General features: G+C 72.1%; 20 protein-coding genes. 5 read left to right on the top strand and 15 right to left on the bottom strand.

Features of this window, described 5'->3' with window-relative positions; translation table 11 throughout:
- Nucleotides 1–27 precede the first annotated feature (27 nt).
- From ACFY16_RS21550 to ACFY16_RS21485, 14 genes are all read right to left on the bottom strand, one after another.
- Nucleotides 28–369: a hypothetical protein gene (locus tag ACFY16_RS21550; protein WP_390648755.1), complete on the bottom strand. Its 342-nt coding sequence runs from the start codon at nt 367–369 to the stop codon at nt 28–30.
- Nucleotides 370–400: 31 nt separating this feature from the next.
- Nucleotides 401–937, bottom strand: coding sequence for a phage baseplate assembly protein V (locus ACFY16_RS21545; RefSeq protein ID WP_390648754.1), 537 nt, complete (start codon nt 935–937; stop codon nt 401–403).
- A 36-nt stretch (nt 938–973) separates the two neighbouring features.
- Nucleotides 974–2113, bottom strand: a complete 1140-nt coding sequence (locus ACFY16_RS21540) for a hypothetical protein (protein WP_390648753.1) — start codon at nt 2111–2113, stop codon at nt 974–976.
- On the bottom strand, nt 2106–2471 hold the full coding sequence (locus tag ACFY16_RS21535) for a hypothetical protein (RefSeq protein WP_390648752.1): 366 nt from the start codon (nt 2469–2471) through the stop codon (nt 2106–2108). The genes ACFY16_RS21540 and ACFY16_RS21535 overlap by 8 nt, the downstream gene beginning before the upstream one ends.
- 10 nt (nt 2472–2481) lie before the next feature.
- Nucleotides 2482–3168, bottom strand: coding sequence for a hypothetical protein (locus tag ACFY16_RS21530; protein ID WP_390648751.1), 687 nt, complete (start codon nt 3166–3168; stop codon nt 2482–2484).
- On the bottom strand, nt 3165–3800 hold the full coding sequence (locus ACFY16_RS21525) for a hypothetical protein (protein ID WP_390648750.1): 636 nt from the start codon (nt 3798–3800) through the stop codon (nt 3165–3167). The genes ACFY16_RS21530 and ACFY16_RS21525 overlap by 4 nt, the downstream gene beginning before the upstream one ends.
- Nucleotides 3793–10629, bottom strand: a complete 6837-nt coding sequence (locus ACFY16_RS21520) for a DUF4157 domain-containing protein (protein WP_390648749.1) — start codon at nt 10627–10629, stop codon at nt 3793–3795. The genes ACFY16_RS21525 and ACFY16_RS21520 overlap by 8 nt, the downstream gene beginning before the upstream one ends.
- Complete coding sequence (locus ACFY16_RS21515; RefSeq protein WP_390648748.1) at nt 10626–10913, bottom strand: hypothetical protein; 288 nt, start codon at nt 10911–10913, stop codon at nt 10626–10628. The genes ACFY16_RS21520 and ACFY16_RS21515 overlap by 4 nt, the downstream gene beginning before the upstream one ends.
- Nucleotides 10904–12877, bottom strand: coding sequence for an ATP-binding protein (locus ACFY16_RS21510; protein WP_390648747.1), 1974 nt, complete (start codon nt 12875–12877; stop codon nt 10904–10906). The genes ACFY16_RS21515 and ACFY16_RS21510 overlap by 10 nt, the downstream gene beginning before the upstream one ends.
- A 45-nt stretch (nt 12878–12922) precedes the next feature.
- Nucleotides 12923–13813: a DUF4255 domain-containing protein gene (locus tag ACFY16_RS21505; protein ID WP_390648746.1), complete on the bottom strand. Its 891-nt coding sequence runs from the start codon at nt 13811–13813 to the stop codon at nt 12923–12925.
- A gap of 43 nt (nt 13814–13856) precedes the next feature.
- A complete protein-coding gene (locus ACFY16_RS21500) occupies nt 13857–14603 on the bottom strand; it encodes a hypothetical protein (RefSeq protein ID WP_390648745.1) in 747 nt (248 codons plus the stop codon).
- The gene (locus ACFY16_RS21495; RefSeq protein WP_390648744.1) at nt 14596–15360 is read right to left on the bottom strand and encodes a hypothetical protein; all 765 of its coding nucleotides are present in this window, start codon (nt 15358–15360) and stop codon (nt 14596–14598) included. The genes ACFY16_RS21500 and ACFY16_RS21495 overlap by 8 nt, the downstream gene beginning before the upstream one ends.
- Nucleotides 15361–15392: 32 nt before the next feature.
- Nucleotides 15393–15917 (bottom strand): phage tail protein, encoded by a 525-nt coding sequence (locus ACFY16_RS21490; RefSeq protein WP_004003113.1) that lies wholly within the window; start codon nt 15915–15917, stop codon nt 15393–15395.
- Between the two features lie 173 nt (nt 15918–16090).
- Nucleotides 16091–17956 (bottom strand): phage tail sheath subtilisin-like domain-containing protein, encoded by a 1866-nt coding sequence (locus ACFY16_RS21485; protein ID WP_390648743.1) that lies wholly within the window; start codon nt 17954–17956, stop codon nt 16091–16093.
- Nucleotides 17957–18327: 371 nt separating this feature from the next.
- Between ACFY16_RS21485 and ACFY16_RS21480 the strand changes: the two genes are divergently transcribed.
- The gene (locus tag ACFY16_RS21480; protein WP_390648742.1) at nt 18328–18750 is read left to right on the top strand and encodes a YchJ family protein; all 423 of its coding nucleotides are present in this window, start codon (nt 18328–18330) and stop codon (nt 18748–18750) included.
- A 66-nt stretch (nt 18751–18816) separates the two neighbouring features.
- Here the strand turns inward: ACFY16_RS21480 and ACFY16_RS21475 are convergent, their stop codons facing one another.
- The gene (locus ACFY16_RS21475; RefSeq protein ID WP_390648741.1) at nt 18817–19518 is read right to left on the bottom strand and encodes a FadR/GntR family transcriptional regulator; all 702 of its coding nucleotides are present in this window, start codon (nt 19516–19518) and stop codon (nt 18817–18819) included.
- 130 nt (nt 19519–19648) lie between these two features.
- Here ACFY16_RS21475 and ACFY16_RS21470 point away from each other — a divergent pair, with 130 nt between their 5' ends.
- Genes ACFY16_RS21470 through ACFY16_RS21455 form a run of 4 tightly spaced genes read left to right on the top strand, consistent with a single transcriptional unit; the run spans nt 19649 to nt 23475 of the window.
- The gene (locus ACFY16_RS21470) at nt 19649–20185 is read left to right on the top strand and encodes a gluconokinase (RefSeq protein ID WP_390648740.1); all 537 of its coding nucleotides are present in this window, start codon (nt 19649–19651) and stop codon (nt 20183–20185) included.
- A 36-nt stretch (nt 20186–20221) separates the two neighbouring features.
- Nucleotides 20222–21619: a gluconate:H+ symporter gene (locus ACFY16_RS21465; protein ID WP_390648739.1), complete on the top strand. Its 1398-nt coding sequence runs from the start codon at nt 20222–20224 to the stop codon at nt 21617–21619.
- A 41-nt stretch (nt 21620–21660) separates the two neighbouring features.
- Nucleotides 21661–22422 (top strand): SDR family oxidoreductase, encoded by a 762-nt coding sequence (locus ACFY16_RS21460; protein WP_390648738.1) that lies wholly within the window; start codon nt 21661–21663, stop codon nt 22420–22422.
- A 24-nt stretch (nt 22423–22446) separates the two neighbouring features.
- The gene (locus ACFY16_RS21455; protein ID WP_390648737.1) at nt 22447–23475 is read left to right on the top strand and encodes an L-idonate 5-dehydrogenase; all 1029 of its coding nucleotides are present in this window, start codon (nt 22447–22449) and stop codon (nt 23473–23475) included.
- The last annotated feature ends 4 nt before the right edge of the window (nt 23476–23479 follow it).

Below are 23479 nucleotides of genomic sequence, written 5' to 3'. Positions count from 1 at the left end.
GGGGGCTCTGAGGGCTCGTCTGGCGGCTCATCGGACGGTGACCTTTCGCTGCGCGGTCTGCACGACGGGCGGTCCCTGCGGGACGAGGGCCGCGCTGAGGCACTGGGCCGCGGAGGTGTCGAGCAGCACGGGAGCGCCGTCGACCGTGATGCCGGTGCCGTCGGCGGTCCAGCGGACCGCGACGCACGGCGTGGGCACACCGTCGACGGTGTGCGGGCAGCCGGTGACGGCGTACGTGTGCGCGGCCGTGGCGACGGTGGCGCCTGCGGCCCGTACTCCGCCGGCGGACGTGGTGGCGGTGACGCGGCCGCCGTGCGGGCAGCCGATCACGGCACCGGCGTCGAGCAGACTCCCTGAAGTCCCTGTCACTTGATGCGTCCCCGTTTTCTGTCGCTGTTCTCTATCGCTTCGAGAGCACGGTCAACTGGCCCTCGTTGATGGTCACTTCGCGTCCGCGCAGGACGACCTCGGCGCCCGCGCCGGTCGCGATGACCACGGCTTCCCTGGTGATGCGGATGTAGGCGCCGTTCTGGGCCTGGAGCAGGATTCCCTGCTCGCCGCCGGCGGTGTCGTTGAGCACGAGCTTGTGGGCCTGCGGTGTCTGCACGACGACCGGCTTGTTCGGCGAGCCCGCCTGGAGTTCGCGGCGCGCGTCGGGAGGCAGTTCGTCGGCGGCGCCGTACCAGCATCCGGTCCAGACCGGGAAGCTCGGGTCGCCCTGCTCGAACTCCACCCACACGCCCGCGCCGGGCGGCGGCACCACGAACTGCCCCGACTCCGGTCCCGTGAACGGCAGGCAGGGCAGCGCCCAGGTGGACGGCTCGTCACCGAGGACGTCCGGGACCTCGACCGTGATACGGCCGATGCGCAACGGATCGTCGTTGTTCACCACCCGGCCGCGGAACTTGCCGAGGTAGCGATTGCTGGGTGCCGCCATGCTGGGGTGCTCCTGGTGGTTGCTGAGGTCGGGGTCTCAGGGCCGGACGTGGTCGCTGCGGGCTTCCAGGCCCTCCCGGGAGAGGGTGAAGTTCTGCTGGTACGAGCCCGGACGCAGGCTGTGCGTGACGGACTTGACGTAGTAGTCGCCGTCGTAGGCCCGTCCGGCGCCGCGTACGCCGACCAGTTGGCGGGGCTGGAGGAGGTAGCCGTGCCGGTTGACGTCGAGCGAGCCGGAGCCCGAGACGACGTCGGCGGAGACGGCGGCGCGGGCGAGCAGTTCGGCCTCGGCCTGTTCGCGCTGCTGCTTGGCCGTGCCGGACAGGGTCCTGCGCTTCAGTGCCGGTGTGGGGCGCCTGCCCAGGGGCGGGCGCAGCGGGCTGATCGCCGGCTGCGGGAGCAGAGTGGACTGCCGTGTTCCGGGGTCCTGCCAGCGCGCCTGCGGCTCCTCGCGAGCCGTGCCGTCGTAGGCGAACGTCAGCTGGTCGACGGTGGAGTTCGCGTCCATGTTGACGTTGAGGGCGTGCTGGCGGATGCCGAGGCGGACCTCCGGTCCCCAGCGGGCCGAGGACCGGCCGGGGGTGGGGCCGGGCTCCAGGTAGAAGGTGTAGCCGTTGGCGCGGGCGAGCTCGGTGACGTACTGGAGGTCGGTGCCCGTCTGGTAGTGCACGCGCAGGTCCTGGTGCGGGGGCTGGGCGATCTTCTCGTCGTAGACGTCGGGCCGGATGCCGTAGTCGGAGTAGCGGCGCAGGATGGCGAGGACGCGCTCGGACGGGGGCAGGTTGGGGTAGCGGGCGGTGCGCTCCTCCAGGTCCATCAGGAGGGTGAGGTCCTCGCCGGTGACGGTGAGGGTGGAGTGGCCGGGCTGGTTACTGGCGCCGACCTCCTGGCGGACGATCAGGCCGTCGAGGAGCACCTCGGGGGTGCCCTTGACGGTGACGGTGACGACGATCCGCGTCTTCGGGTCGAAGAAGCCCTCCGGCAGCAGCCGCTGGTTGATCAGCCCGTTCTTGGTGAGGTCGAAGGCGAGCTGGAAGCCGCTGCGTTCGCCGGCGGTGGCGGTGATCTGGGCGGACAGCAGGGCCTGGGTGACCTCGGCCGGGACGGGGCGGGCGAGCTTGGGGCCCATGAGGAGCGTGAGGTGTACGGGGCCCTGCCCGACAGGCTGGTCAGACACGCCGGTCCCCTCGGGGAAGCCCGCCCGCGAGCGGAATGCCGATGAGCTGCCCGGCCTCGTCGGTCAGCTCGCGTGGATCGAGTACGGGGTTGGCGTCGGCGATCCGCCACCACTGGCCGGGGTCGCCGAAGCAGCGCTGGGCGAGCAGATCGGGGCGCTCACCGGCGCCGACGACGTGGGGCTGGGTCTCCTCCTCGTCGAGCGGCGGCAGCAGCCGGCGCTTGGTGTAGCGGACTTCGGTCCCGTCGGGCCGCCGGTGGATGCCGATCTCGGCGTCGTGGTAGCGGCTGGTGCGGGGGTAGGGGTGGGCGCCCGGTATGGAGTCGAAGGCGCTCTCGTAGGGCTCGGTGCCGGCCATGGTGTGCTGTTCAGCCCCTTCCGCTCAGAGCGTTCGTTCCGGACAGCCCGAGGGCACTCAGGCCGCCGCCCGGGGCCGCGGCCGCGAGCCGCTCCTTCTGCGCGAGGTGCGCCAGGTAGAGGTCGGCGCCGCGGTGCCCGGCGGGCAGGTCGCTGACGGTGAGGATCTTCATGCCGATGCTCAGCGAGGCCCGGATCGGGTTGAGGTTGACGTCGAACGCCGATTCGTTGACGGACAGTTCGGTCAGCCGCACGGGCATGACCCGCTTGCTCCCCCACGTGAACAGCGTCAGCGGCATCTCGATCGGGCTGATCTCGATGGTCCCGTTCTGCGCCAGCCGGCCGGCCGCCCGCAACTGGGCGGTCGTCGGCTGTACGAGCATTTCGAGGGTGGCCAGCTGCGGGTGGATCCCGTCGGGTGCGGCGATCTCGAACTGGTCGGTCGCGTCGATCTCGGCGGTGAACTTCCAGGTCTCCTGGGCGGGGCCCTTCAGGCGAAGGGCCTCGTTCCGGTCCCCGCCGCCGGTCCCTCCGCCGCCGGCGTCACCACTGTCCCCGGCGGACTGCGGCGCGAGGCTGCGCTCCAGGGTGTCGGGATTGAACTGCAGCACGATGATGCGCTGGGGGGTGCCGCGGTCGGGGTCGACGACGACGATGCCGGAGCGGATGGGTTTGGGGATGTCGGCGTAGCGGGTCATGCGTCACCTTTCAGGGGCGGGACGGGCTTTTCGGCGTCGGTTGCCGCCCGCGCCCGGTCGGCGGTGTCCAGGAGGCCCTGTGCCCCCGCGCGCACCGATGGATCGGGGTCCTCCGCAGCCATCCGCCGCAACAGTGACCCGGCCTGCGGCCAGGAGAGGTAGATCGTCGACCAGGCCGCCGCGTTGCGGATCTGGGGATCCCCGTTCCGTGACGCGGCGTCGATCCGCGCGAAGATCCCGGGATCGAACTCCTCGGGTGCGCACAGCGCGAGCCGCACGAGTCCGCGCGCCACGTCCTGCCGCGTGAGGTCGTCACCGAACGGCTCCAGCACCTCTTCGCGCGAGCTGGTCGCAACGAGCAGTGACAGCCGGTCCGCGAGGGCGTCCACGGCTGCCCGGTCCGAGCCGAACACGACCAGCACCGACACATCGGTGATGCGGTCCTCGATGTAGGTGACCCAGAGTTCGGGGGAGACTCCCCAGGTGACTGTCCTCTTGTAATGCTCGTCGCCGCGCCCGTCATTCGAATCGACGAGCTGCCACTCGGCCGTGCGCGCCACAGTGTTCACGGGGTCCCAGCCGGGCAGCTGCCTGAGGGCCAGGCGGCGCTCCGGGTAGACGGACTCAGCCACGTGCGTTTCTCCTCAACCTCTGTTCAAATGCCGGGTCGGCCGGAACTCCGAACATCGCGGCCATTTCGTGCCATATACGCAACAGGAATTCGGCCTTGGCCTCCGCCGCGTTCTGCTTGGAGTAGTCCAGGCCCATGGCGTCCGCCCACAGTTTCATGTTCTCGGCGGTCCTCTTCAGCACCTCTTCCGATGCCTGCGAGGGGGGTTTTATTTCCCGGCCGGCGTTGTCGTTGACCTCCGACCCCACGTTCTCCCACAGCTTGAGGCTGACGCGCTTCTCCGTCGGATCGAGGTTGTACGCCTTCTGCACCATCGCGGCCGGGATCTGGAACTGGCGGGTGAGTGCCGCGATGTCGGGCGCCGGATGGTCGGGTTTCGTGATCTGGACCTGCTTGAGGTACCCGGTGCCGACCGAGCCCGACGCGGAGAAGCCGGCCGAGGTGTCGAAGTAGGTCTGGGCTCCGGACGCTCGGCGTACCGCGAGCAGCCATTCGGTCTGGCGTCCGGCCCGCTGTCCACCGATCACTTCGTAGCTGTCCTTGCCGTACCTCTTGGCCTTCTCCTCGAGGGCCTTCCCCATGGCCGCCTTTCCGGACAGCGGGAGCCCCTCGACCAGTTTTCCTATGTGGTCGCCGCCGAGCGCGGAGGTCTGCGCGGCAGCGACGTTGGGCGCGAGGACCAGCGGGGTCCGCATGGACTCGACCACGCCGGTGAGCACCGCGGTCAGTACCGCCTGGTTCAGTGTCTCGGCGTTCACCGGGCCGTTGCCGTGCCACCCGCCGCGGTTTCCCGCCATCGCGTCCACAAGGTGTTTGCCCATCAGAGCACCGTTGCTCTCGGCGGCCTGGAGGTTCTTCTTCTCCTGCGCGTAGGAGGGCCCCTTGTCCTGCCCCTCTTCGGTCAGATAACTGCCGCCGCCCGTCTTCTCCGAACGTTCAAGGTTGAGCCGGGAATTCAGGGCCGGATCTCCCGCCTGCATTTCGACGGTTTCCGGCTTCCTGTGTTCGAGAGGGTTGTCCATGAGATTGCGCATCATCCCGGCGACGCCGACGTCCGGAGGTACCCGGCGCTCCCGGGCGGCGGTGGGAAGGGTCCCCGGAGAACCGATCCGCTGGGACTGGCCGGCCATCACGTCCGAGCGCAGGATCTGTACGACCATGGCTTCGAGGGCGTCGGCCAGTTCGACCGAGTCCATCTTGAGGCCCTGGGCCACCACTTCTTCGGGGTTGAGCCGGGCACGGATGTCGAACTGGTCGCCGCTCCCCGCATCGAGCTCGGAGAGGCGGTACCAGGCGCGCAGGGCCATGAGGGCGCCCCGCAGGAACGGGCGCCGGACTCCGCGTCGCAGCATCGACTCGATCCGCGGCCGAAGGCGGGCGACGATCCTGCGCAGACGTTCGTCCTTGGACTCCTTCGAGTCCTCTTCCTTCTTGCGCTGGTCCTTCTTCTGCTTGTCGCGCTGAGGATCCCGGTCCTTGGGCCTGCCGTCCCCGCCCTTTCCGTGCCTGGGCTTCTTGGGGCCCTTGGGCTCGTCCTTGTGCTTCGGGCGTTTGCCCTCGTCGTCCCGGCGCTTCGGCTTGGCGGGCCCGTCGGTGTCCTTGTCCCTGTCCCTGCCTTTGTCCCTGCTCCGGTCGCGGTCCCCGTCGGGCCTCCGCCTGCCCGGCGTCTCCTTGTCGTCCGCCTTCGGCCTGGCCGGGGTCTTCTCGTCGCCGTGCGGCCGGGTGGCGCCCCGTTCGCCGCCGGGGCGTGCGGATTCCTTGCCGTCCTTGGGCCTGCCCGGCGCATTCCCCGCCGGCCTGGGCCGGGTGTCCTGCTCTGTTTTCGGCCTGGGCCGTGGCTCCGGCTCGGCCCTGGGCCGGGGCGCGGGGGTCGGGCGCGTGTCGTCGCGCCGGGCGGGCGCGCCGTCCTTGGGTCCGGCATTTCTGCCGGGCGTCCCCGTGGGCTTCCTGCCGTCGGGAGCGTCGGTCCGGGGCCGCGCCGCCGGCTCCGCCCGGCTTCCCTCGGGCCTCCTCCCGTCCCGGCTCGGCGTCCGGGCCCCGGACGGCTCGCGGTCCTTGCCCGTGTCGGGCCTGCCGTCGCGGTCGTCCGAACCCCCCACCCCCGGCCCCTTGCCACCGCCCCGCCCCTTGCCGCCCAGCTTCGCCGCCACGCCCTTCAGGCGGCGGCCGACCTTCGCGACGTACTTGCCGATGCCGTTCAGCAGGGCCTGGTAGAGGACTTCGAGGAGGGCGACGACGCCCGCCGCGACCGCCTTGGCGAAGAGGATGCCCGCGCCGCCCATGCGGACTGCCTTGAGCCAGCTCAGGACCGCTCCCAGGGAGCGGAGGATGGCACTCAGGGCGCCCCAGGCCGTGCGGATGGCGTCGATCACCGCCATCACCCAGCCCGCGCCGGGAATGAGCTTCGCGACGACCTTGGTCATGACCAACTCGCCGATGATCAAAGGGAGTTGGGGGACGACCGCGTCCCAGGCCTCCTTGACGATCTTGTCGAGGGAGTAGCCGCCCTTGACCAGCTTGTCGAGGATGGCCTTCGGTACGCCGATGATCTCCTGGATCTTCTCCTGGAACCACGCCTTGACGGCCGAGGAGACCTCGCGGAACAGGTGGTTCTTCGCACCGTCCACCGCGGAGTTCTTGGCGCCGCTCAGCCAGCCACCGGGGTCGGAGAGGAAGTCGACCGCGATCAGCATCCAGGCGCCGAGGGCGCTCAGCAGCTTCGACGCGAACTCCAGGACCGCCTTCACGGCGTCCACGACCGCCTTGATCGCGGCCTGGAGGGCCTTCTTCAGGATGTCGAGGATGCTACTCAGCAGCTTGCCGACGGCGTTCAGCAGATCCGTGATCGCCTGCTTCAGCGCCTGCGCCAGGCGGTTGACGAGGGCGATCGCCGCCTCGACGAGGGAGGTGATGAACTTCCGGATCCGGTCGGCGAGTTCGATCACGGCCCGGACCATCGCCTTGGCGAACTCGATCAGGTCCTTGATGAAGTTCTTGATCGCCTCGACGATGCTCTTGCGGGCGTCGTCGATCCAGCGCTCGACCGTCTCCTTGAAGTTGCGGACGAAGCCGACGACCGCGTCCCGCGCCGCCCGGATGACCCGGACGATCGCGTTCTTGATCTCGATGACCTTCTGCTTGATCCAGTCGAAGGCCTTCGAGATCCAGTTGCCCGACTCCTGGACGGAGTTGTCGCGCTTCTGCTCGGCGTCGCGTTCGGCGCGGTCGCTCTCGTCCTTGATTTTCTTGTCGCTGTTCCCTTTCTCCTTCTCGACGTCGTCGTCGGTCTTCTTCTCCTGGTCGTCGACGTCCTTGCGAACCTTGTCGTGCCGGTCCGTCTTCTTGTCACCGAGGCTCTTGAGCTCCTTGTCCTGCTCGGTGCGCCAGTCCTCGCGCTGGGCGGTGACCTCGCCCATGGCCTTCTCGCGCTCGCCGGCCTGTGTCCCGGTGTTGGCCGCGATCTCGGCGTCCACCTGTTGCTTGTGCTTGGCCTGCGCGCCGCGGAAGTCCCGGTCCTTGGCCTGCCGGCCCTCGGAGACGCCCTTGCGCCCCTCGGAGAACGCCGCCTGGAACTGCGGCCCCCGCTCGTGCTCGGCGACCTCGGAGGCGGCCTCCGGCGGTACGGCACCCGTCGCGCCGCCGCCCTCGACCGCCCTCCCCTGGCCGCCCCGCTGCCCCGGCACCCGCGCGGTCAGCCGCTCCTTCGGGGCGTCGGGGTAGACCTGGTCCTCGCCCATCGCGCGGCCGGAGTCGTCACGCGCCGTCGAGACCGTCTCCTGGCCCTTGGCGTCGACGTGCCCGTCCTGCTCACCGGCCGTCTGCTCGGCGGCACCCCGCATCCGCACGCCCGGCGCGTCGCCCGCCCGGGCCTGCTTGAGCGCCTCGTCCTTCGTCGGCAACCCGGCGAACTTCGCGGCCAGCTCCTGCGCGTCCACCTCGAAGCCGAGCCAGCTCGCGACCTTCCCGAGGCCGAAACCGAGGGCCATCTTGAAGGTGTCCCAGCCGCCCGGCTCCTCGGCCTTCTCGGCCTCGATCTGCCCTTCCGGCTCCTTCTCGCCGGTGACCTTCGCGTCCTCGCGGTCCGGTTCCTGGGCCTGCTGGGCCGGGTCCTGCGAGTACGCGGCAGGGGCGTCCGTCCTCGGCTTGCCCCGGAGGGTCTGCGGAGCACCCGCCGGGCGCTGCATCGCGGGCGGTGCGGCGGCGAGCGTCTTGTGCTCGTCGCCGACCGTACGGTCCACCGCGCCGCCCACGCCGCCCATGGCCTGAAGTGCCTTGTGCGGCTTGAGCTTCGAGGCCGTGGCCAGCCCCGCCTCCGGAGTCACGCCGGAGAGGTTCGGTGCCGGGCCGGAGTCCTTCCCGGCCTTGCCGCGCGCCGGGGCGGCGCCCCCACCGCCGCCTCCGCCGCCCCCGCCGGTGCGGGGCGCGGCCGCGCTCTTCGGCGCGGGCGCCGTCTCGGGGGCGCTCTTCGGCTCGGGGGCGGACTTCCCGGCGGCCGGAGCGTCGCCGGGTGCCGCGGGCTGGGACTTCGACGCCGATGTCCGTGGCTGCGCCGACTCCCGAGTACGGCTGCCGGGTTCGGTCGCGCCTGTCGTCGCCGTATCGGACGAGCTGGACGAACTGGAGGGGCTGGACGAGCTGGACGCACCGCCGGCCCCGGAAGTGCCGGGTGCGCCGGTGTCCGCCACGGGCGCCGCACCCGCCGGAGCCGCCGGAGCCGCGCCTTCCGCCGGCTGTTCCTTCGCCCCGGCGTCGGACTGCGCCGACCGGCCGGCCGTCGCCTGCGGTGACTCCTTCTCCGGCGCGGGCGACGAGGCCCTGTCGCCGCTCGCGGCGGTGCCTTTCTCCTCCTTGGCGGACTGCTCCCTGGCCGCGCTACCGCCCTCGGACTTCCCCTCGGCGGGGCCCGGGGCCTGCTGCACCGTCGTCTGCGCGGCGACCGGACCGGCCTTCGGATCGTCACCGCTCTTGGGGTCCCTGGACGCCGTGGCCGACACGGACGGAACCGCGGCCGCCTGCTCGACTGCCAGACCGCCCGGGCCGGTTCCGGTCTCCGTCCCGCCCTCGGAGCCGACGGCCGACGGCTCCTGGTCCGTGGGCTCGTCGGTGAGATCGTCCTCGGGTTCCGCGTCCGCCGCCGCGTCCTCGGCGTCCTCCGCGTCCCGCTCGGCCTGCACCCGCTCGGCCCTGGTCGGCGGCGCGGCGGGGAAGCCCACGGCGGCCTGCGTGCCGGATGTCAGCGGCTCCAGCCGGTCGGCGGTCGGTACGGCGGACACCTCCAGGTCCTGCTGCGGCAGGAAGTCGTCCGCCTGGAGCTTGACGTCCCAGGCGCTCGGCTCCTCTCCCCCGGCCTCGACCTCCGACTCGCTGCCCGAGCCGAACGGGTCCTCCTCGTCCTTCTCCTGCGGACCGTCGAGGTCCTGGCTGCGGACGCCGTCGAGCGTGCTGAACGCGCCGGGCAGTTGCGTGTCCTTCCCGGACGCGGTGGGCGAGCCGGTGGGCTGCCACTGTCCACGTCTGTCCTCCGGCCTCGGTTGCCGACCGGTCGCGGCCGCCTCGGCGGCTCCGGGACGGTTACGGGCCGCGGACTCCTCCTTGCTCGCGGCGGGGGTCTCCTGCTGCCGGGTCTCCTCCTTGCCGGCCTGCTCCTTCTCCCTGCCGCCGCCCGCGTCCTCGGACCTGCGGTCCGCCTCCCCTCCGGAAGCTCTGGAGGCTCCGGAAGCTCTGGAGGCTCCGGAAGCTCCGGCGGCCGACGAGGACGTCGGCTGCTCCGCCTTCTGCGCGTCGGGGGCCGACGTCCCGCCCCCCTGCTGAGTGGTCCCGTGCTCCGCCGTACGACCGTTGTGCGGGGTACTCCCGGCCGCGCCCTTCCCGGGAGCCTGTTCCTTCTCCGGGCCCGGGGCCTGGCCGGGCCGCTGCTCCCGCGTCTGCCGTTCCTCGGCCGCCCGCCGCTCGTCCTCGCGCTCGGTCCGCACCTCCTCGGCCGTGTCCGGCTCGATACGGGGGGTCTCGTGCGCGTCCCGCTCCACGCCGTCGGCGGCGAAGTCGTCGTACGCCTCGATCTCGTCGACGAGGTCGAGCACGCGGTCGTGCTCGGAGCTGAGCAGCCGGGTCTCCAGCCGGGTGAGGACGCCGTCGAGCAGCTCGTCGGGGAGCCGGGCGAGTTGCCTGCGGGTGCGCTGGGACAGGTCTTCCGGGTCGCCGCGCAGGGAGCGTACGACCGAGTTCGCCAGCCGGTCGACGAGGGTGGCCGGGTCGATGGCCTCGGTGCGCCTGCGGTCGGCGTCGACGGTGGCGTAGCGCAGCCAGCCGGGGGTGGCTTGGCCCTCCTCGACCTGCGGGGCGGGCTCCTGGTCAGGTGCCGCCTCGGGGCGTACGAGGTGCTGGGCCGCGGACTCCGCCTCCCGTTCGATCGCCTGCTGCGGCAGGCTCACCGCGCCCGGCTCGCGCCCGGCCCGCAGGGTGCCGAGGCCGTGCGGGTTCTGCACGGTGTGCAGCAGCTCGTGGGCCAGGAGGCGGCGGCCCTCGTCGGTGCCGGGCCGGAAGGCGCCCTCGCGGAAGAAGACGTCCTGGCCGACGGCGACCGCGTCCGCGCCGAGCAGCTCCGTGAGCTGTCCCGCGTCGCGGCCGGTGTGCAGCCGTACCCGGCTGAGGTCGTGTCCCAGCCGCTCCTCCAGCTCCCGCCGTACGCCCGGGTCGAGGGGCTGTCCGGCGCCGCTGACGATGTTCTTCGGCTCCTGGCTACGGGACTTGGCGGCGGCCCGCTCTTTGCGCCGGCGTCGGCGCTCCTCGGCGCCCTGTTCCGAACGGTCCTGTCGGCTGGGGGAGTTCACCGCGTCACCTCCCCGTGCCCGCTCAGTCCCTCGTGCACCGCGCGGGCCAGCTCCTGTCCGAGCCGGCGCGAGGACAGTCCGGCGGGCAGCGACGGCAGCCCGGACAGCGTGTCGACCGCCAGGGCGGTGCCGTCCGCCGCCAGCGGCACTCCGTGCAGCCGGACCAGCCGGGTCAGCTCGTGCTCGAAGGCGGCCGAGACCCGCTCGGGGTCCACACGGAAGCCGTGGAGGGCGAGTTCGCCGATGTCGACCCGGATCCGGGCCGGTTCCCCGTTCACACCCATCCGCGCACCTCCGCCGGTGTCACCGAGCGTTCGAGCTTGAGGTACTCGGTGCGGGCCGCCGCGAGCATGTGCCGCATCTGGAGCCGGTCGCCCTCCTCCGCGGCGAGGAACGCCCCGGACAGGGCGATGTTGCGGATCGAGCCGCCCGCGACGGTGAGCTGGGCGAGCAACTGCGGGTCGATGTCCTTGACGGGGGCCTGCGGCGGCAGGACGCGGCGCCAGATCTCGGCGCGCTCGTGCTCGGCCGGGAAGGGGAAGTCGACGACGAAGCGGATGCGGCGCAGGAAGGCCGTGTCGAGGGCCTGCTTCATGTTGGTGGTCAGGACCGCGAGTCCGCGGTAGGCCTCCATCCGCATCAGCAGGTAGCTGACCTCGAGGTTGGCGTACCGGTCGTGGCTGTCCTTGACCTCGCTGCGCTTGCCGAACAGGGCGTCGGCCTCGTCGAACAGGAGCAGGGCGCCGCCGCGTTCGGCGGCGTCGAAGACCCGGCGGAGGTTCTTCTCCGTCTCGCCGATGTACTTGCTGACCACCTGGGAGAGGTCGATGACGAACAGATCGAGGCCGAGTTCCTTCGCCATGACCTCGGCGGCCAGCGTCTTGCCCGTGCCGGAACCGCCCGCGAACAGCGCGGTGACACCGAGGCCCCGGCGCAGTGTCGCCGCGAACCCCCACTTCTGGTGGACGGTCGCCCGCTGCCGTACATGCGCGACGATCTCCCGCAGGACGCTCGTCTGCCGCTCGTGCAGGACCAGGTCCGCCCAGCCCGCCTCCGGTTCGATACGGCGGCCCAGCTCGTCCATGCCGATCCGGGCCTCGTCCAGCCCGGCCCGCCAGGCGAGTCGAGCGGCGTCGAGTTCGTCCTCCTCCGGCAGCCGGCGGCGTACGGTGGCCGCCGCGCACCGGACGACGTGCGGCGGCAGCTGGAACTGCGCGACCAGCGAGCGGAGTTCATGCTCGTCGAGATCGACTGTCTCCTCGAACTCGGATGCCCACAGGGCGAGTTGCTCCTCGTCGTCCAGGCGCGGCACGGGTATCCGCGCGCCGTGCGGCCGGTCCGAGCGCAGCGGGTCCTCGCTCGACACGACGACGGGCACCGCGGCCCCGGCCAGGAAGGCCTCCGTCGCCGCCCGCTGGTCGCGGTCCAGCTCGCCCACCTCGACGAGCAGCGCGGCGGGCAGCAGGATCGCCTCGCGCTGCCACAGCCGGGACAGCAGGTCGCGCTCCGCGGGGTCGGCCGGGATGTCCTCGGCGGTCATCGCGTAGAGCCCGAGCCCGGAACGCGCGGCCCCGCCGGCGGCGATGTCGGCCCGGCTGCGCAGGTCCCCGCCGGTCACCTCGACGAGCGGTGGCGCGTCCGGGCTCGGCGCGGTCGTCCAGCCCGCGGCGACCCGGCTCGCGGCCAGGTCGTACGACGGCGGCAGCGCGTCCGGCACCGGTGTGCGGCGCAGCCGGCCGTGCAGGCGGGCGTCCAGGTAGGGCGAGCCCAGCAGGAAGTGCAGGATGCGCTCGTCGAGCCGGAGCCGGGACGTCGTCAGGCCCGACTCGTCGGCCGGCTCGACGATCCGCCAGCGCCGCAGCGGGGCCACCGGGGTGAGCGCGCTCCAGTGCGGCTCGGCCAGCGCGGCCAGGGCGAGGGAGAACGTGGGGTACGCCCGCTGCGGATCACCGCAGGCCGCGGCGTACCGGGCCGCTGCCGTGGGTTCCAACTCGTGGGCGGCGGTGAGGAGTACGAGGTCACGCTCGAAGGAGGTGAGCCCGAAGCAGCTGACGAGGGCGTCGAGGGGGGCGGTGCCGGGTCCTCCGGAGACGGGGGCGACCACGGCCCCGGGTACGTCGGAGGGGCCCGACGTGCTCGCCCCGTTCTCCGCGTGGGCGTCGACACGGGCCAGGACCCGCCGGATCTCCGCGGTCAGCGTCGGGCCCCCGTGGCGCGCGTCCGCCCCGTCCGGCTCGTACGTTCCCATGTCCTCACCTGCCCCCGTCGTTCCCATGTCGTCTCCGTTCTCCGTTCAGTTCTCCGCGCCCTCGCCGCCGGCCGGGCGCGGGGCGTTCTTCCGGGGTTCCGGCTGCGCCGGCCTGGCCGCCCGAGCGGTCTTGCGGGGTCGCGCCGGGGTCTTGGCAACGGTCTTCGCGGCGGTCTTGGCGGTGGCCTTCGCAGGGAGCTTCGCTGCCTGCCCGGTGCGCGTCCGGCCGGCCTCTTCGCTGTCCGCCTTCACCACATCCCCGGCGGGCGTGTCGTTCGACGGCACGTCGGCCTTCGGTTCCGCCCCCGGAGGGACCGGTGCCCCCGGCGCCCCGAACGGCAGCACCCGCACCTCGGGCCGCTCCACCGGCTTGGCCGGCACCGGGGCCTCCCGGCCCTCGATGAGGACGAGGGCCGCCTGGTAGACCACCGACAGCGAGTACGGGGTCTGGTAGAGCATCCCCCACAGCTTCGACGTCTCGTCGATGTCCATCACCGTCGGCACGAACCGCACCCGCTGCGCCGCCTCCGCGAGGTCGCTGCCCGCCAGGTACGGCCGTTCACCGGCGAGTTCGATGACGTCCTTGGGCAGTACGGGTGTCTCGTGCAGGGTGCGCACCACCGAGCCGAGCAGCCGGTGCCCGACGAGTTCCGTCTCGTCGCCGTACGCGCTGATCAGGAAGTGCAGGTCGAGTGCCGCCGCCGGCCGCCGCACCAGGGTGCCGTCGGCGGCCCGGGTCGGCAGGTCGTTGTTGCGCTGCGAGGTGTTGGGCGTGACCTGGTACAGGAACACGGAGATGGTGGGCTCGGCCGGCGGGTCGGCGGGCGGCTTGCGCGGCTCCACCTTGACGGCCATGTCGATCTCCGGCTGCAGGTTCGACTCGATCAGCAGGGCGAGGGCCTGGGTGACATGGGCGAGGGCGAGTGCGTTGCTCATGGCGTCACTTCCGTTCCACTCGTGCTGCGCGTTCCTGTGCGGCTCACTCGCGCCCCCGGGCCAGGTACTCCGCCAGGCTCACGGTCGCCCCCGGCCGCTCGGCCGCCCGACTCCGCTGCCGTACGCCGGTCTCGGGCGGCTGCGCCGCCGTCACCTCGAGGCGTCCGATCTGCACCTGCACCACCTGCTCCGGCGCCCGGCCGGGGCGCCGGGCCGCGGCCTGCCGTACGGCTTCGCGGGCCGCCGCCGTGTCCGCGGTGCTGGGGCGCGCCGCCGCGGACACGGCGGTGGCGGTGTCCGTGTCCGAGGGGTGGGGCCCGGACACCGTGGTGCGGGCGGGGTCCCGGTCCGTACGTTCCCGGCCCGTCGGTCGCCGCCCGCTCTCGGCCGCCGGCCGGTGCCTCGGGGCGAGCGGCGCGGCGGGACGCAGCGGCGTCGGCGGCTCCGGGAACGAGCGCGCGGCAGGCCGCGGGTCCGGGTCCCCGGGCGCCCGTTCCGTGCGTACGACGGTCCGTTCCCGTTCCGTGCGCTGCCGGGCCTGTGCGGTCGTGGACGGGCGCGGCCCGTCCCGGTCCGGGGCGGCCATGGGCGGGGCGGCGGGCCACAGCAGCGGGTCCGGGCCGCCGGGCTCCGGCACCCGGGCCCGTACCGCCTCGACCCGTTCGAACGGACCGGGAAGCCGCGGCCGTACGCGCGCCGCGGCTCGCGCCGGGGCGGCGTGCCGGGCGATCAGCCGGTCGAGAAAGTCGGGCTCGGCCGACGCTCCCGAGGAGACCGAGGAGTCAGACATCCGCACACAGCTCCAGGTAGTAGCGGCGCCGCAGCGGGCTGAGCGCCAGGATCTCCGGCTCGCTCCAGCCGTAGGCGGTGGCGAGCAGATGCACGTCGAGCAGCAGGTCCCGGGCCCAGGCGTCCAGTTCGGTCCACAGGTAGGAGGCGATGTCCAGCTCGGCCCGGGTGGCCTGCCCGCACTCGGGGCAGGCCACATTGAGCGTGACGTCGGCGCCGGGGTCGGCCGCCTCGACGGCCTCGGCGATCCTGCGCTGCACGGGTCCGGGCAGGTCGCCGGCGGCCACGGCCGCCCCGTCGTGCACCGCCGAGACGAGGCACCGCGCGAGCAGGGCCCGGCGCGGGTCCTCCGCCCGCCCCGCCGCCGTCAGGTCGGCGACACCGGGCAACCGGAACTCGACATCCCAGCCGTCCGACCGCACCCGTACGACAACCTCGCCCGGCCCGACCGCGGCACCGGGTCCGGCCGACTCGTCCCGCCCCGCCGCCGACCGTGCGAACTCCGCGGTGTCCAGGTCGAACTCCATGTCCTCCCCGCACGCCGCGCACGCCAGCCGCACCTGCATCCGCTCCCCGAACAGGGCGCGGCGCAGGGTGAACAGGTCCGCCTCGCGCTTGCCCACCGGGAGCGCCGGCAGGGTGCCGGCGTCCAGGTCCGGGCGGGCCGTGCGATGCAGCAGCAGGGCGCGCCCGGCGGGCGGCTCGGCGAGCCCCGCCTCCCAGGTGGCCAGCAGGCCGGCCGCCCCGGTGATCGCCATGTTCTCCCCCGTTTCCGGTGACCGCCGTCGCCTCAGGCCGGGTTGAGGAACGAGGGCTCCTCCGGCTCGGGCACCTCGTAGTCCCGCTCCCAGCCCTCGCACTCGAGCTTCAGCGACTGGATGGCCACCGCGTTGGCGTTGGCGTCGAGTTCGCCGAGCACCTGGTACTCGCTGGGCCAGGTCCGGTAGAGCTTGTGCGAGACGGCGACCTGGCCGGCCTCGTTCAGGACCTGGATGACGATGTCCTTGCGGAAGTCGGCGAGGGACACCTCCGATCCCAGACCGGCCCCGACCTGCCAGACCTTGTTGGCCCAGCGGTCGAACTCGGGGTCGTGGGTGACTCCGCGCTCCAGCGTGATGCCCTCGAACTCGGAGCGGCCGGGCGACTTGCGCGGGGAGGAGGGGTCGCCGCCGTGGCGGTGCTTGACGACCTCCGTGGTCCGCTTCAACGGACTGATCTTGCTGATGCCCGCGACCGTTCGACCGTCCCAGAGGACCAGGAACTTGAAGTTCTTGTAGGGGTCGAAGCGATGGGCGTTGACCGTGAACTCAGCCATCGGATTCCTTCAGCTCTCCAAGGTTCAAGGGGTGCTAAGCGCTCCGCCGGAAGCGCGGTGACGATCCTGCGGGCCGGTGGGGGCTGGTCGCGCCCACGCGGCGGAGCCGCACATCGACACAGCCCCGCGCCCCTTGCGGGGCGCGATACCGCACCGGACTTCGACAAGGCTGCTCAGAGCGCGAACTGCCCCGACGTCTGCTGGATCCTGACGACCACGAACTCGGCCGGACGGACCGGCGCGATGCCCACCAGGACGTTGACGACGCCGTTCGCGACATCCTCGTCGGTCGTGGTCTCGTGGTCGCACTTGACGAAGTACGCCTCGCGCGGGGTGCTGCCCTTGAAGGCGCCCTGACGGAAGAGCGTGTGCAGGTACGACGACGCGCCGAGCCGGATCTGCTGCCAGAGGCTCTCGTCGTTGGGCTCGAACACGACCCACTGCAGGCCGCGTTGGAGGCTCTCCTCCACGTGCAGCGCGAGCCGCCGCACCGGCACGTACTTCCACTCGCTGTCGAGCGCGTCGGAGCCCTCCAGGGTGCGCGCGCCCCAGACCAGCGGGCCGGTCAGCGGGAAGGTGCGCAGGCAGTTGACGCCGAGCGGGTTGAGCAGACCGTTCTCGCGGTCGGTGAGCTCGACGGTGAGCGAGTGCACGCCCGCGAGCCGCGCCTCGGTGCCGGCCGGCGCCTTCCACACGCCGCGCTCGGAGTCGGTGCGCGCGATGACGCCCGCCACCGCGCCGGACGGCGGGAAGGCGCGCAGCCGCCCGGTGAGCGGGTCGGTGAGCTGGATGTGCGGGAAGTAGAGCCCGGCGTGGTTGCCGCGCACGGCGTCGAAGGCGGCGACCCCGGCCCGTGCGGTGTCCACGCTCACCCAGGAGCCGGGCGCGTCGACCAGCAGGAAGATCCGCCGCTCCGCGCACAGCCGCTGGGCGGCCGAGACGACCGTGAGCATGTCCTCGGTCTTCTCGTACGCGGCGAGTTCCGGCAGCGCCAGCAGGTTGACGTCGGCGACACCGCGCAGCGCCTGGATGCCGGTCTTGTCGGCCTCCGAGCCGATCAGGTCCCTGGGTCCGGGCGCCGCGCCGTCCTCGCCGCCCTCCAGCGGGAACACCGGCGGATTGACGGAGGCCTCCAGGCCGAGGTCGTTGGCGCACTCGCCGAGGAAGCGGACGACGTCCTCGGGGTCGGTGGAGCCCGCGACGACCTGCAGCCGCCGCCCGAAGGCGGTGACTTCGACGCCCGCGAAGGCGTGCTTGCCCGGCGCGTCGGGCAGCGCCCGCAGCTTGCGCTCCAGCAGCAGGGCCAACTCGGCCACGGTGGAGGGGACTTCACCGTCACAGTCGGGCTCGTAGAGCGTGAACTCCCGCTCCACGTCGCCGATCTTGACGGTCAGGTCGACGGCGAGGTCGGGCAGCTCGTGCCCGAACGGCTTGGAGACGGTGCCGGACGGGTCGGGGCGGCCTTCGCCGACGGCCTCCACGCGGATCAGCCGCGATCCCGCGTTGATCACGGTCGGCGCGTGCCGGCTGCTCGCCGGGTCCAGGGACAGCCCGGTGAAGCTCTCCCGCGCATCGCCCTTGGCGTCGTGGACCCGCAGGTTGAAGGTCTCGTCGGGGCGGGGTGTGTCGTAGTCGACGGCGACTCGCAGGCCGTTGCCCCACACGCCGGGTTCCTTGGCGTGGACCTCGAGGACGCGGCTCTCGCTGTGGCCGTCGGTGGACTCCAGGACGACACAGGCGGCCTTGCCGCTGCCGGCCTTGGCGACCCGGACGATCACGGCGACGGTGCCGCCGTTGCCGAAGAACTGGTGCACCGCGTAGGCGACCGCGCTCTGCGACCCCAGCCCGCCGAAGCGGCGCTCGAACTCGGTGAAGCCGGTGACGGTGACGGGCTCGTTCAGCGGGCCGCGCCGGGTGTGCCCCACGAAGGCGGTCACCGAGGTGGTCACGGCGGAGATGGTGCGGGTGCTGCTGGGAAGCTCTTCGACATAGACGCCCGGATACGTCGGCCTCGCGGCGCTCACGGCATTCGTCGGCATTCCCCCTCCAATCCCTACTCAGGCACCGATCGACAGGCACCAAGAGGCGGCAGAGGGAGATGTCCCGTCCGGAGCGCGCGGCAGTCGCCCGGTGCGCCATGTCGCACCGGTCCGCACACCCCGCATCAGCTTTCCCCCGTCGGTGCCCCGGACGGACTGCCGCCCGGGCCAAGCGAGCACGCTTGTGACTCCTGATGCTCAAGTGCTCAAACCACCGTGGAGGGTGGCGAGTTGACGCAGCAAGGCACGTTCACGCCAGGCCGAAGGAAGGTTCGATGAAGGGTGCCACGCACGACTCGCACACGATGTGCGCGCGTCGCGTCAGACACTTCACAGGTTTTGCACAGGTGAGGTGCAGCAGAATGGAGGGCATGTCCCGACGTACCTCGCATCTCCGGCGCCAGAGCCCCTCCGGCCCCGCCCACCAGCCCTCCTGTCCTTGCGGTCTTGCGGAGACGTACGAAGAGTGCTGTGGCCGATTCCATCGGGGTCATGCCGCGGCGCCCACCGCCGAGACGCTCATGCGTTCGCGCTACAGCGCTTTCGTGAAGCGCGACGAGGGATATCTGCTGCGGACCTGGCATCCGCGCACGCGGCCGACGCAGGTCGACTTCGACCCGGGGATGCGGTGGACCGGGCTGGAGATCCTGGAGACGGGGGACGGCACGGCCTTCCACTCCACCGGGACCGTGACCTTCCGGGCTTCCTACCGGGGCGGCTCGCTGCACGAGCGCAGCCGGTTCGAACGCGTCGACGGGGCGTGGGTCTACGTCGACGGGGACTTCCTGGACTGAGCCGACGGGCCGACCACGTCGGCGGGGGACCGAACCGGTCGGCGGACCGAACCGGCGGGGGGCCGGTCAGGGGGCCAGGATGTCCAGTTCCTCGAGCGCCCCCACCGTGATCTGCCGGGTCAGCTCCTCCGCGCGCGCCGCGTCACCCTCGCGTACGGCCTCGGCGACCTGGACGTGCAGGGTGACGGCGGCCGGGTCGGGGTCCTCGAACATCACCTCGTGGTGGGTACGGCCCGCGAGGACCTCGGCGACGACGTCGCCCAGGCGGGCGAACATCTCGTTGCCCGAGGCGGCCAGGATCGCCCGGTGGAAGGCCATGTCGTGGATGAGGTAGCCCTCCAGCCGGTGGCCGCGCGAGTTGGCCACCATGCCGAGGGCGCACTCGGTGAGCTCGGCGCACTGCTCCGGCGTGGCGTGCTTCGCGGCCAGACCCGCCGCCACCGGTTCGACCGCCGAACGCAGGACGGTGAGCGAGCGCAGCTGCCGCGGCCGGTCGGCGCCGGCCAGACGCCAGCGGATGACCTGCGGGTCGTAGACGTTCCACTCGACCGTGGGCAGGACGGTGACGCCCACCCGGCGGCGGGACTCGACCAGGTGCATCGACTCCAGCACACGGACCGCCTCGCGCATCACGGAGCGTGACACCTCGAAGCGCTGCGCCAGCTCGTCGGTGCGCAGGACACTGCCCGGCGGATACTCACCCGCGGTGATCGCGGGGCCGAGGGCTTCCAGTACACGGCCGTGCAGCCCTCGGTCCGGTGTGGTCATGCACTCAGCGTACGCGGTGGATCACCCAACCAAAAAGTCAGACTTATATGTCACAGACTCTTGAATTTGTCGTACCTAATCGGTTTCAGTGTGCTCGACACCAGGTGTCGATGAAGACAGTGAGGCAGTCATGAACACCCCCCAGGTCGTCGTTGTGATGGGGGTCGCCGGCACAGGCAAGACCACCATCGGTCCCCTGCTCGCGGCCCGCCTCGGCGTTCCGTACGCCGAGGGCGACGACTTTCATCCCCAGGCCAACATCGCCAAGATGTCGGCCGGCACGCCGCTCACCGACGAGGACCGGTGGCCCTGGCTGGACGCCATCGGCACCTGGGCCCACGGGCGCGCGGGCCTCGGCGGGGTGGTCAGTTGCTCGGCCCTGAAGCGGTCGTACCGCGACCGGCTACGGGCCTCCGCCCCCGGCCTCGTCTTCCTGCACCTGGCGGGCGACCGCGTCCTCATCGAGGACCGGATGTCGCACCGGCAGGGTCACTTCATGCCGACGGCGCTGCTGGACTCCCAGTTCGCCACGCTCCAGCCGCTCCAGTCGGACGAGGCCGGAGTCACCGTGGACGTCGCCGGCGGCCCCGAGGAGATCACCGCGCGCGCCACGGCCGCGCTGGACGCCCTCGGCGGGAGCGCGCAGTCGCCCACTCCCTCGCAGTAGCCCCTCTCCCCATCCCCTCCGTCACAAGGAATCCCCGTGACCAGACTCAGCGTCGAGATGCTGGCAGCGGACACCGTCGCGCCGATCACCTCGGCCGGCCATGCCCAGCTGGGCATAGCCGTGCTGGCGGGCATCGCCGTCATCGTCCTGCTCATCACCAAGTTCAAGCTCCACGCCTTCCTGGCGCTGACCATCGGGTCGCTCGCGCTGGGGGCGTTCGCGGGAGCACCGCTCGACAAGGCCATCACCAGCTTCACCACCGGGCTCGGCTCGACGGTGGCCGGCGTCGGTGTCCTGATCGCGCTCGGGGCGATCCTGGGCAGGCTGCTGGCCGACTCCGGCGGCGCCGACCAGATCGTCGACACGATCCTCGCCAAGGCGGGCGGACGGGCCATGCCCTGGGCGATGGTGCTGATCGCCTCGGTCATCGGTCTGCCGCTGTTCTTCGAGGTCGGCATCGTGCTGCTGATCCCGGTGGTGCTGATGGTCGCCAAGCGCGGCAACTACTCCCTGATGCGGATCGGCATCCCCGCGCTGGCCGGTCTGTCGGTCATGCACGGACTGATCCCGCCGCACCCCGGCCCGCTGGTCGCGATCGACGCGGTCAAGGCCAACCTGGGCGTCACCCTGGCCCTCGGCATCCTCGTCGCCGTCCCGACGGTGATCATCGCCGGTCCGCTGTTCTCGAAGGTCGCCGCCCGCTGGGTGGACGTCCCGGTCCCGGACCGGATGCTCCCGCCGCGCGCCTCGGAGGACCTGGAGCGGCGCCCCGGCTTCGGCGCCACGCTGGCCACGATGCTGCTGCCGGTCGTCCTGATGCTGTCCAAGGCGCTGGTCGACATCATCGTCGACGACCCCACGCACCATGTGCAGCGCGTCTTCGACGTCATCGGCTCCCCGCTGATCGCGCTGCTCGCGGCCGTGATAGTCGGCATGTTCACGCTGGGCCGGGCCGCCGGCTTCACCAAGGACAGGCTGTCCTCGACGGTCGAGAAGTCCCTCGCCCCGATCGCGGGCATCCTGCTCATCGTCGGTGCGGGCGGCGGCTTCAAGCAGACGCTGATCGACTGCGGTGTGGGCCAGATGATCCTGGACATCTCCAAGGACTGGTCGATCCCGGCCCTGCTGCTGGCCTGGCTGATCGCGGTGGCGATCCGGCTGGCGACCGGTTCGGCGACCGTGGCCACCATCTCCGCGGCCGGACTGGTCGCGCCGCTGGCAGCCGACATGTCGACGACCCACACGGCTCTGCTGGTCCTCGCCATCGGCGCGGGCTCGCTCTTCTTCAGCCATGTCAACGACGCCGGCTTCTGGCTGGTGAAGGAGTACTTCGGGCTGAGCGTCGGCCAGACCCTCAAGACCTGGTCCGTCATGGAGACGATCATCTCCGTGGTCGGCGGCGGCCTGGTCCTGCTGCTGTCCCTGGTCATTTAGAACATCCACCTGATTCAGGGACATCCAGGAGAAGTACGGCGATGACGGCTCACCCCCTCTTCGACATCAGCGGGCGTACGGCCCTGGTGACCGGCTCCAGCCGCGGCATCGGGCTCGCCCTGGCCCGCGGTCTGGCGGAGGCCGGCTGCACGGTCGTCCTCAACGGACGCGACCGCGAACGCCTCACCCGGGCGGCCGCCGAGCTGCCCGGCGACGTCCGCACGGCCGTGTTCGACGTGACCGACGGCCCCTCGGTGGCCGCGGGCGTGGCGGATGTCGAGGAGCGGGTGGGCCCGCTGGACATTCTGGTCAACAACGCGGGCATGCAGCTGCGCGCCCCGCTCCTGGAGTTCACGGACACGGACTGGCACCGCATCCTGAACACCAACCTCACCAGCGCGTTCCTGGTCGGCCGGGAGGCCGCCCGCCGGATGACCGAACGCGGCCGCGGAAAAATCATCAACATCTGCTCCCTGCAGAGCGAGGTGGTCCGCCCGGGCATCGCGCCCTATGCGGCCACCAAGGGCGCCCTGAAGATGCTCACCAAGGGCATGTGCGCGGACTGGGGCCCCTACGGCGTCCAGGTCAACGGTCTCGGCCCCGGCTACATCGAGACCGAACTGACCCGCCCCCTCGTCGAGGACGAGGAGTTCAGCGCCTGGGTAGGGCGGCGCACTCCGGCCGGCCGCTGGGGCCGCACCGAGGACCTGGTGGGCGGCGTGCTGTTCCTCGCCTCCCCGGCCGCGGACTTCGTCAGCGGGCAGGTGCTGTATGTCGACGGCGGCATGACGAGCGTGCTGTGAAGCGCTGTGAAGGGTGATGAGGCGATGCTGGGTTGTGTGATCCACGGGCCGGGCGATCTGCGCGTCGCCGAGTTGCCGACCCCCGAACCCGGCCCGGGTGAGGCCCTGGTGGCCGTCCGTTACGGCGGGGTCTGCGGCTCCGACCTGCACTACTGGCGGCACGGCGGAGTCGGCGACTTCCTCCTCGAGGAGCCGATGGTGCTGGGCCACGAGGTGGTGGGCACCGTCCTCGGGTACGGCTCCCCGGACGCCTCGGGTCCCGCTGTGGGTACGGCCGTCGCCGTGCACCCCGCCACCCCCTGCGGGGTCTGCCCGGAGTGCGCGGACGGGCGGCGCAACATCTGCCGGGACACCCGCTACCTGGGCAGCGCGGCCCGTTTCCCCCACGTCCAGGGCGGCTTCGCGGCGAGGGTGGTGGTACCCGCGGACCAGTTGCGGCCGCTCCCGGCCGGCCTCGCACTGCGCCGGGCCGCGCTCGCCGAACCGCTGTCCGTCGCGCTGCACGCGGTGCGCCGGGCCGGGCAGGTGGCCGGGAAGCACGTCCTCGTCACCGGCGCCGGGCCCATCGGCTGCCTGGTCGTCGCCGCGGCCAAGGCGGCGGGGGCGGCCCAGGTGACGGTCACCGACCTGCTGCCCGCCGCACTGCGGTACGCCACGGCCGCCGGCGCCGACACGGTCGTCCGGGCGGACGATCCGTCCGATCCCGGGTGGCCGGCGGAGGCCGATGTCGCCGTCGAGGCGTCCGGGGTGGCCGCGGGCCTGGAGACGTGCCTGCGTCTGGTCCGGCGCGGCGGAGTGGTCGTCCAGCTCGGCATGCTCCCGCCGGGGCAGAGCCCCTTCGCCGGCAACCTCGTGGTCAGCCGGGAGATCGAACTGCGGGGCGCGTTCCGCTTCGACACGGAGTTCGACGACGCGCTGGAACTGCTCGCGGCCGAGCCCGCGTTCGACGGTCTCGTCAGCGCGGTCGTGCCCTTGCGTGAAGCGGAGTCGGCCTTCGCCCTGGCCGCCGACCGCGGCCGCTCCTGCAAGGTGCTGCTGGACTTCGCCTCCTGAGCCA

Origin of the sequence: Streptomyces sp. NPDC001315, from assembly GCF_042896175.1 — a bacterium.
Taxonomy (GTDB): domain Bacteria; phylum Actinomycetota; class Actinomycetes; order Streptomycetales; family Streptomycetaceae; genus Streptomyces.
The sequence above is the reverse complement of the archived record's forward strand: the minus strand, read 5'-3'. Positions and strand labels throughout refer to the sequence as shown.

Bases quoted from the DNA above. Each gene is read 5' to 3' on its own strand.
- ACFY16_RS21545 (WP_390648754.1), bottom strand. From the start codon at position 937: ATGGCGGCACCCAGCAATCGCTACCTCGGCAAGTTCCGCGGCCGGGTG.
- ACFY16_RS21515 (WP_390648748.1), bottom strand. From the start codon at position 10,913: ATGGGTGTGAACGGGGAACCGGCCCGGATCCGGGTCGACATCGGCGAA.
- ACFY16_RS21490 (WP_004003113.1), bottom strand. From the start codon at position 15,917: ATGGCTGAGTTCACGGTCAACGCCCATCGCTTCGACCCCTACAAGAAC.
- ACFY16_RS21495 (WP_390648744.1), bottom strand. From the start codon at position 15,360: ATGGCGATCACCGGGGCGGCCGGCCTGCTGGCCACCTGGGAGGCGGGG.
- ACFY16_RS21480 (WP_390648742.1), top strand. From the start codon at position 18,328: ATGTCCCGACGTACCTCGCATCTCCGGCGCCAGAGCCCCTCCGGCCCC.
- ACFY16_RS21475 (WP_390648741.1), bottom strand. From the start codon at position 19,518: ATGACCACACCGGACCGAGGGCTGCACGGCCGTGTACTGGAAGCCCTC.
- ACFY16_RS21505 (WP_390648746.1), bottom strand. From the start codon at position 13,813: ATGAGCAACGCACTCGCCCTCGCCCATGTCACCCAGGCCCTCGCCCTG.
- ACFY16_RS21470 (WP_390648740.1), top strand. From the start codon at position 19,649: ATGAACACCCCCCAGGTCGTCGTTGTGATGGGGGTCGCCGGCACAGGC.
- ACFY16_RS21530 (WP_390648751.1), bottom strand. From the start codon at position 3,168: ATGACCCGCTACGCCGACATCCCCAAACCCATCCGCTCCGGCATCGTC.
- ACFY16_RS21460 (WP_390648738.1), top strand. From the start codon at position 21,661: ATGACGGCTCACCCCCTCTTCGACATCAGCGGGCGTACGGCCCTGGTG.
- ACFY16_RS21500 (WP_390648745.1), bottom strand. From the start codon at position 14,603: ATGTCTGACTCCTCGGTCTCCTCGGGAGCGTCGGCCGAGCCCGACTTT.
- ACFY16_RS21455 (WP_390648737.1), top strand. From the start codon at position 22,447: ATGCTGGGTTGTGTGATCCACGGGCCGGGCGATCTGCGCGTCGCCGAG.
- ACFY16_RS21535 (WP_390648752.1), bottom strand. From the start codon at position 2,471: ATGGCCGGCACCGAGCCCTACGAGAGCGCCTTCGACTCCATACCGGGC.
- ACFY16_RS21485 (WP_390648743.1), bottom strand. From the start codon at position 17,956: ATGCCGACGAATGCCGTGAGCGCCGCGAGGCCGACGTATCCGGGCGTC.
- ACFY16_RS21510 (WP_390648747.1), bottom strand. From the start codon at position 12,877: ATGGGAACGTACGAGCCGGACGGGGCGGACGCGCGCCACGGGGGCCCG.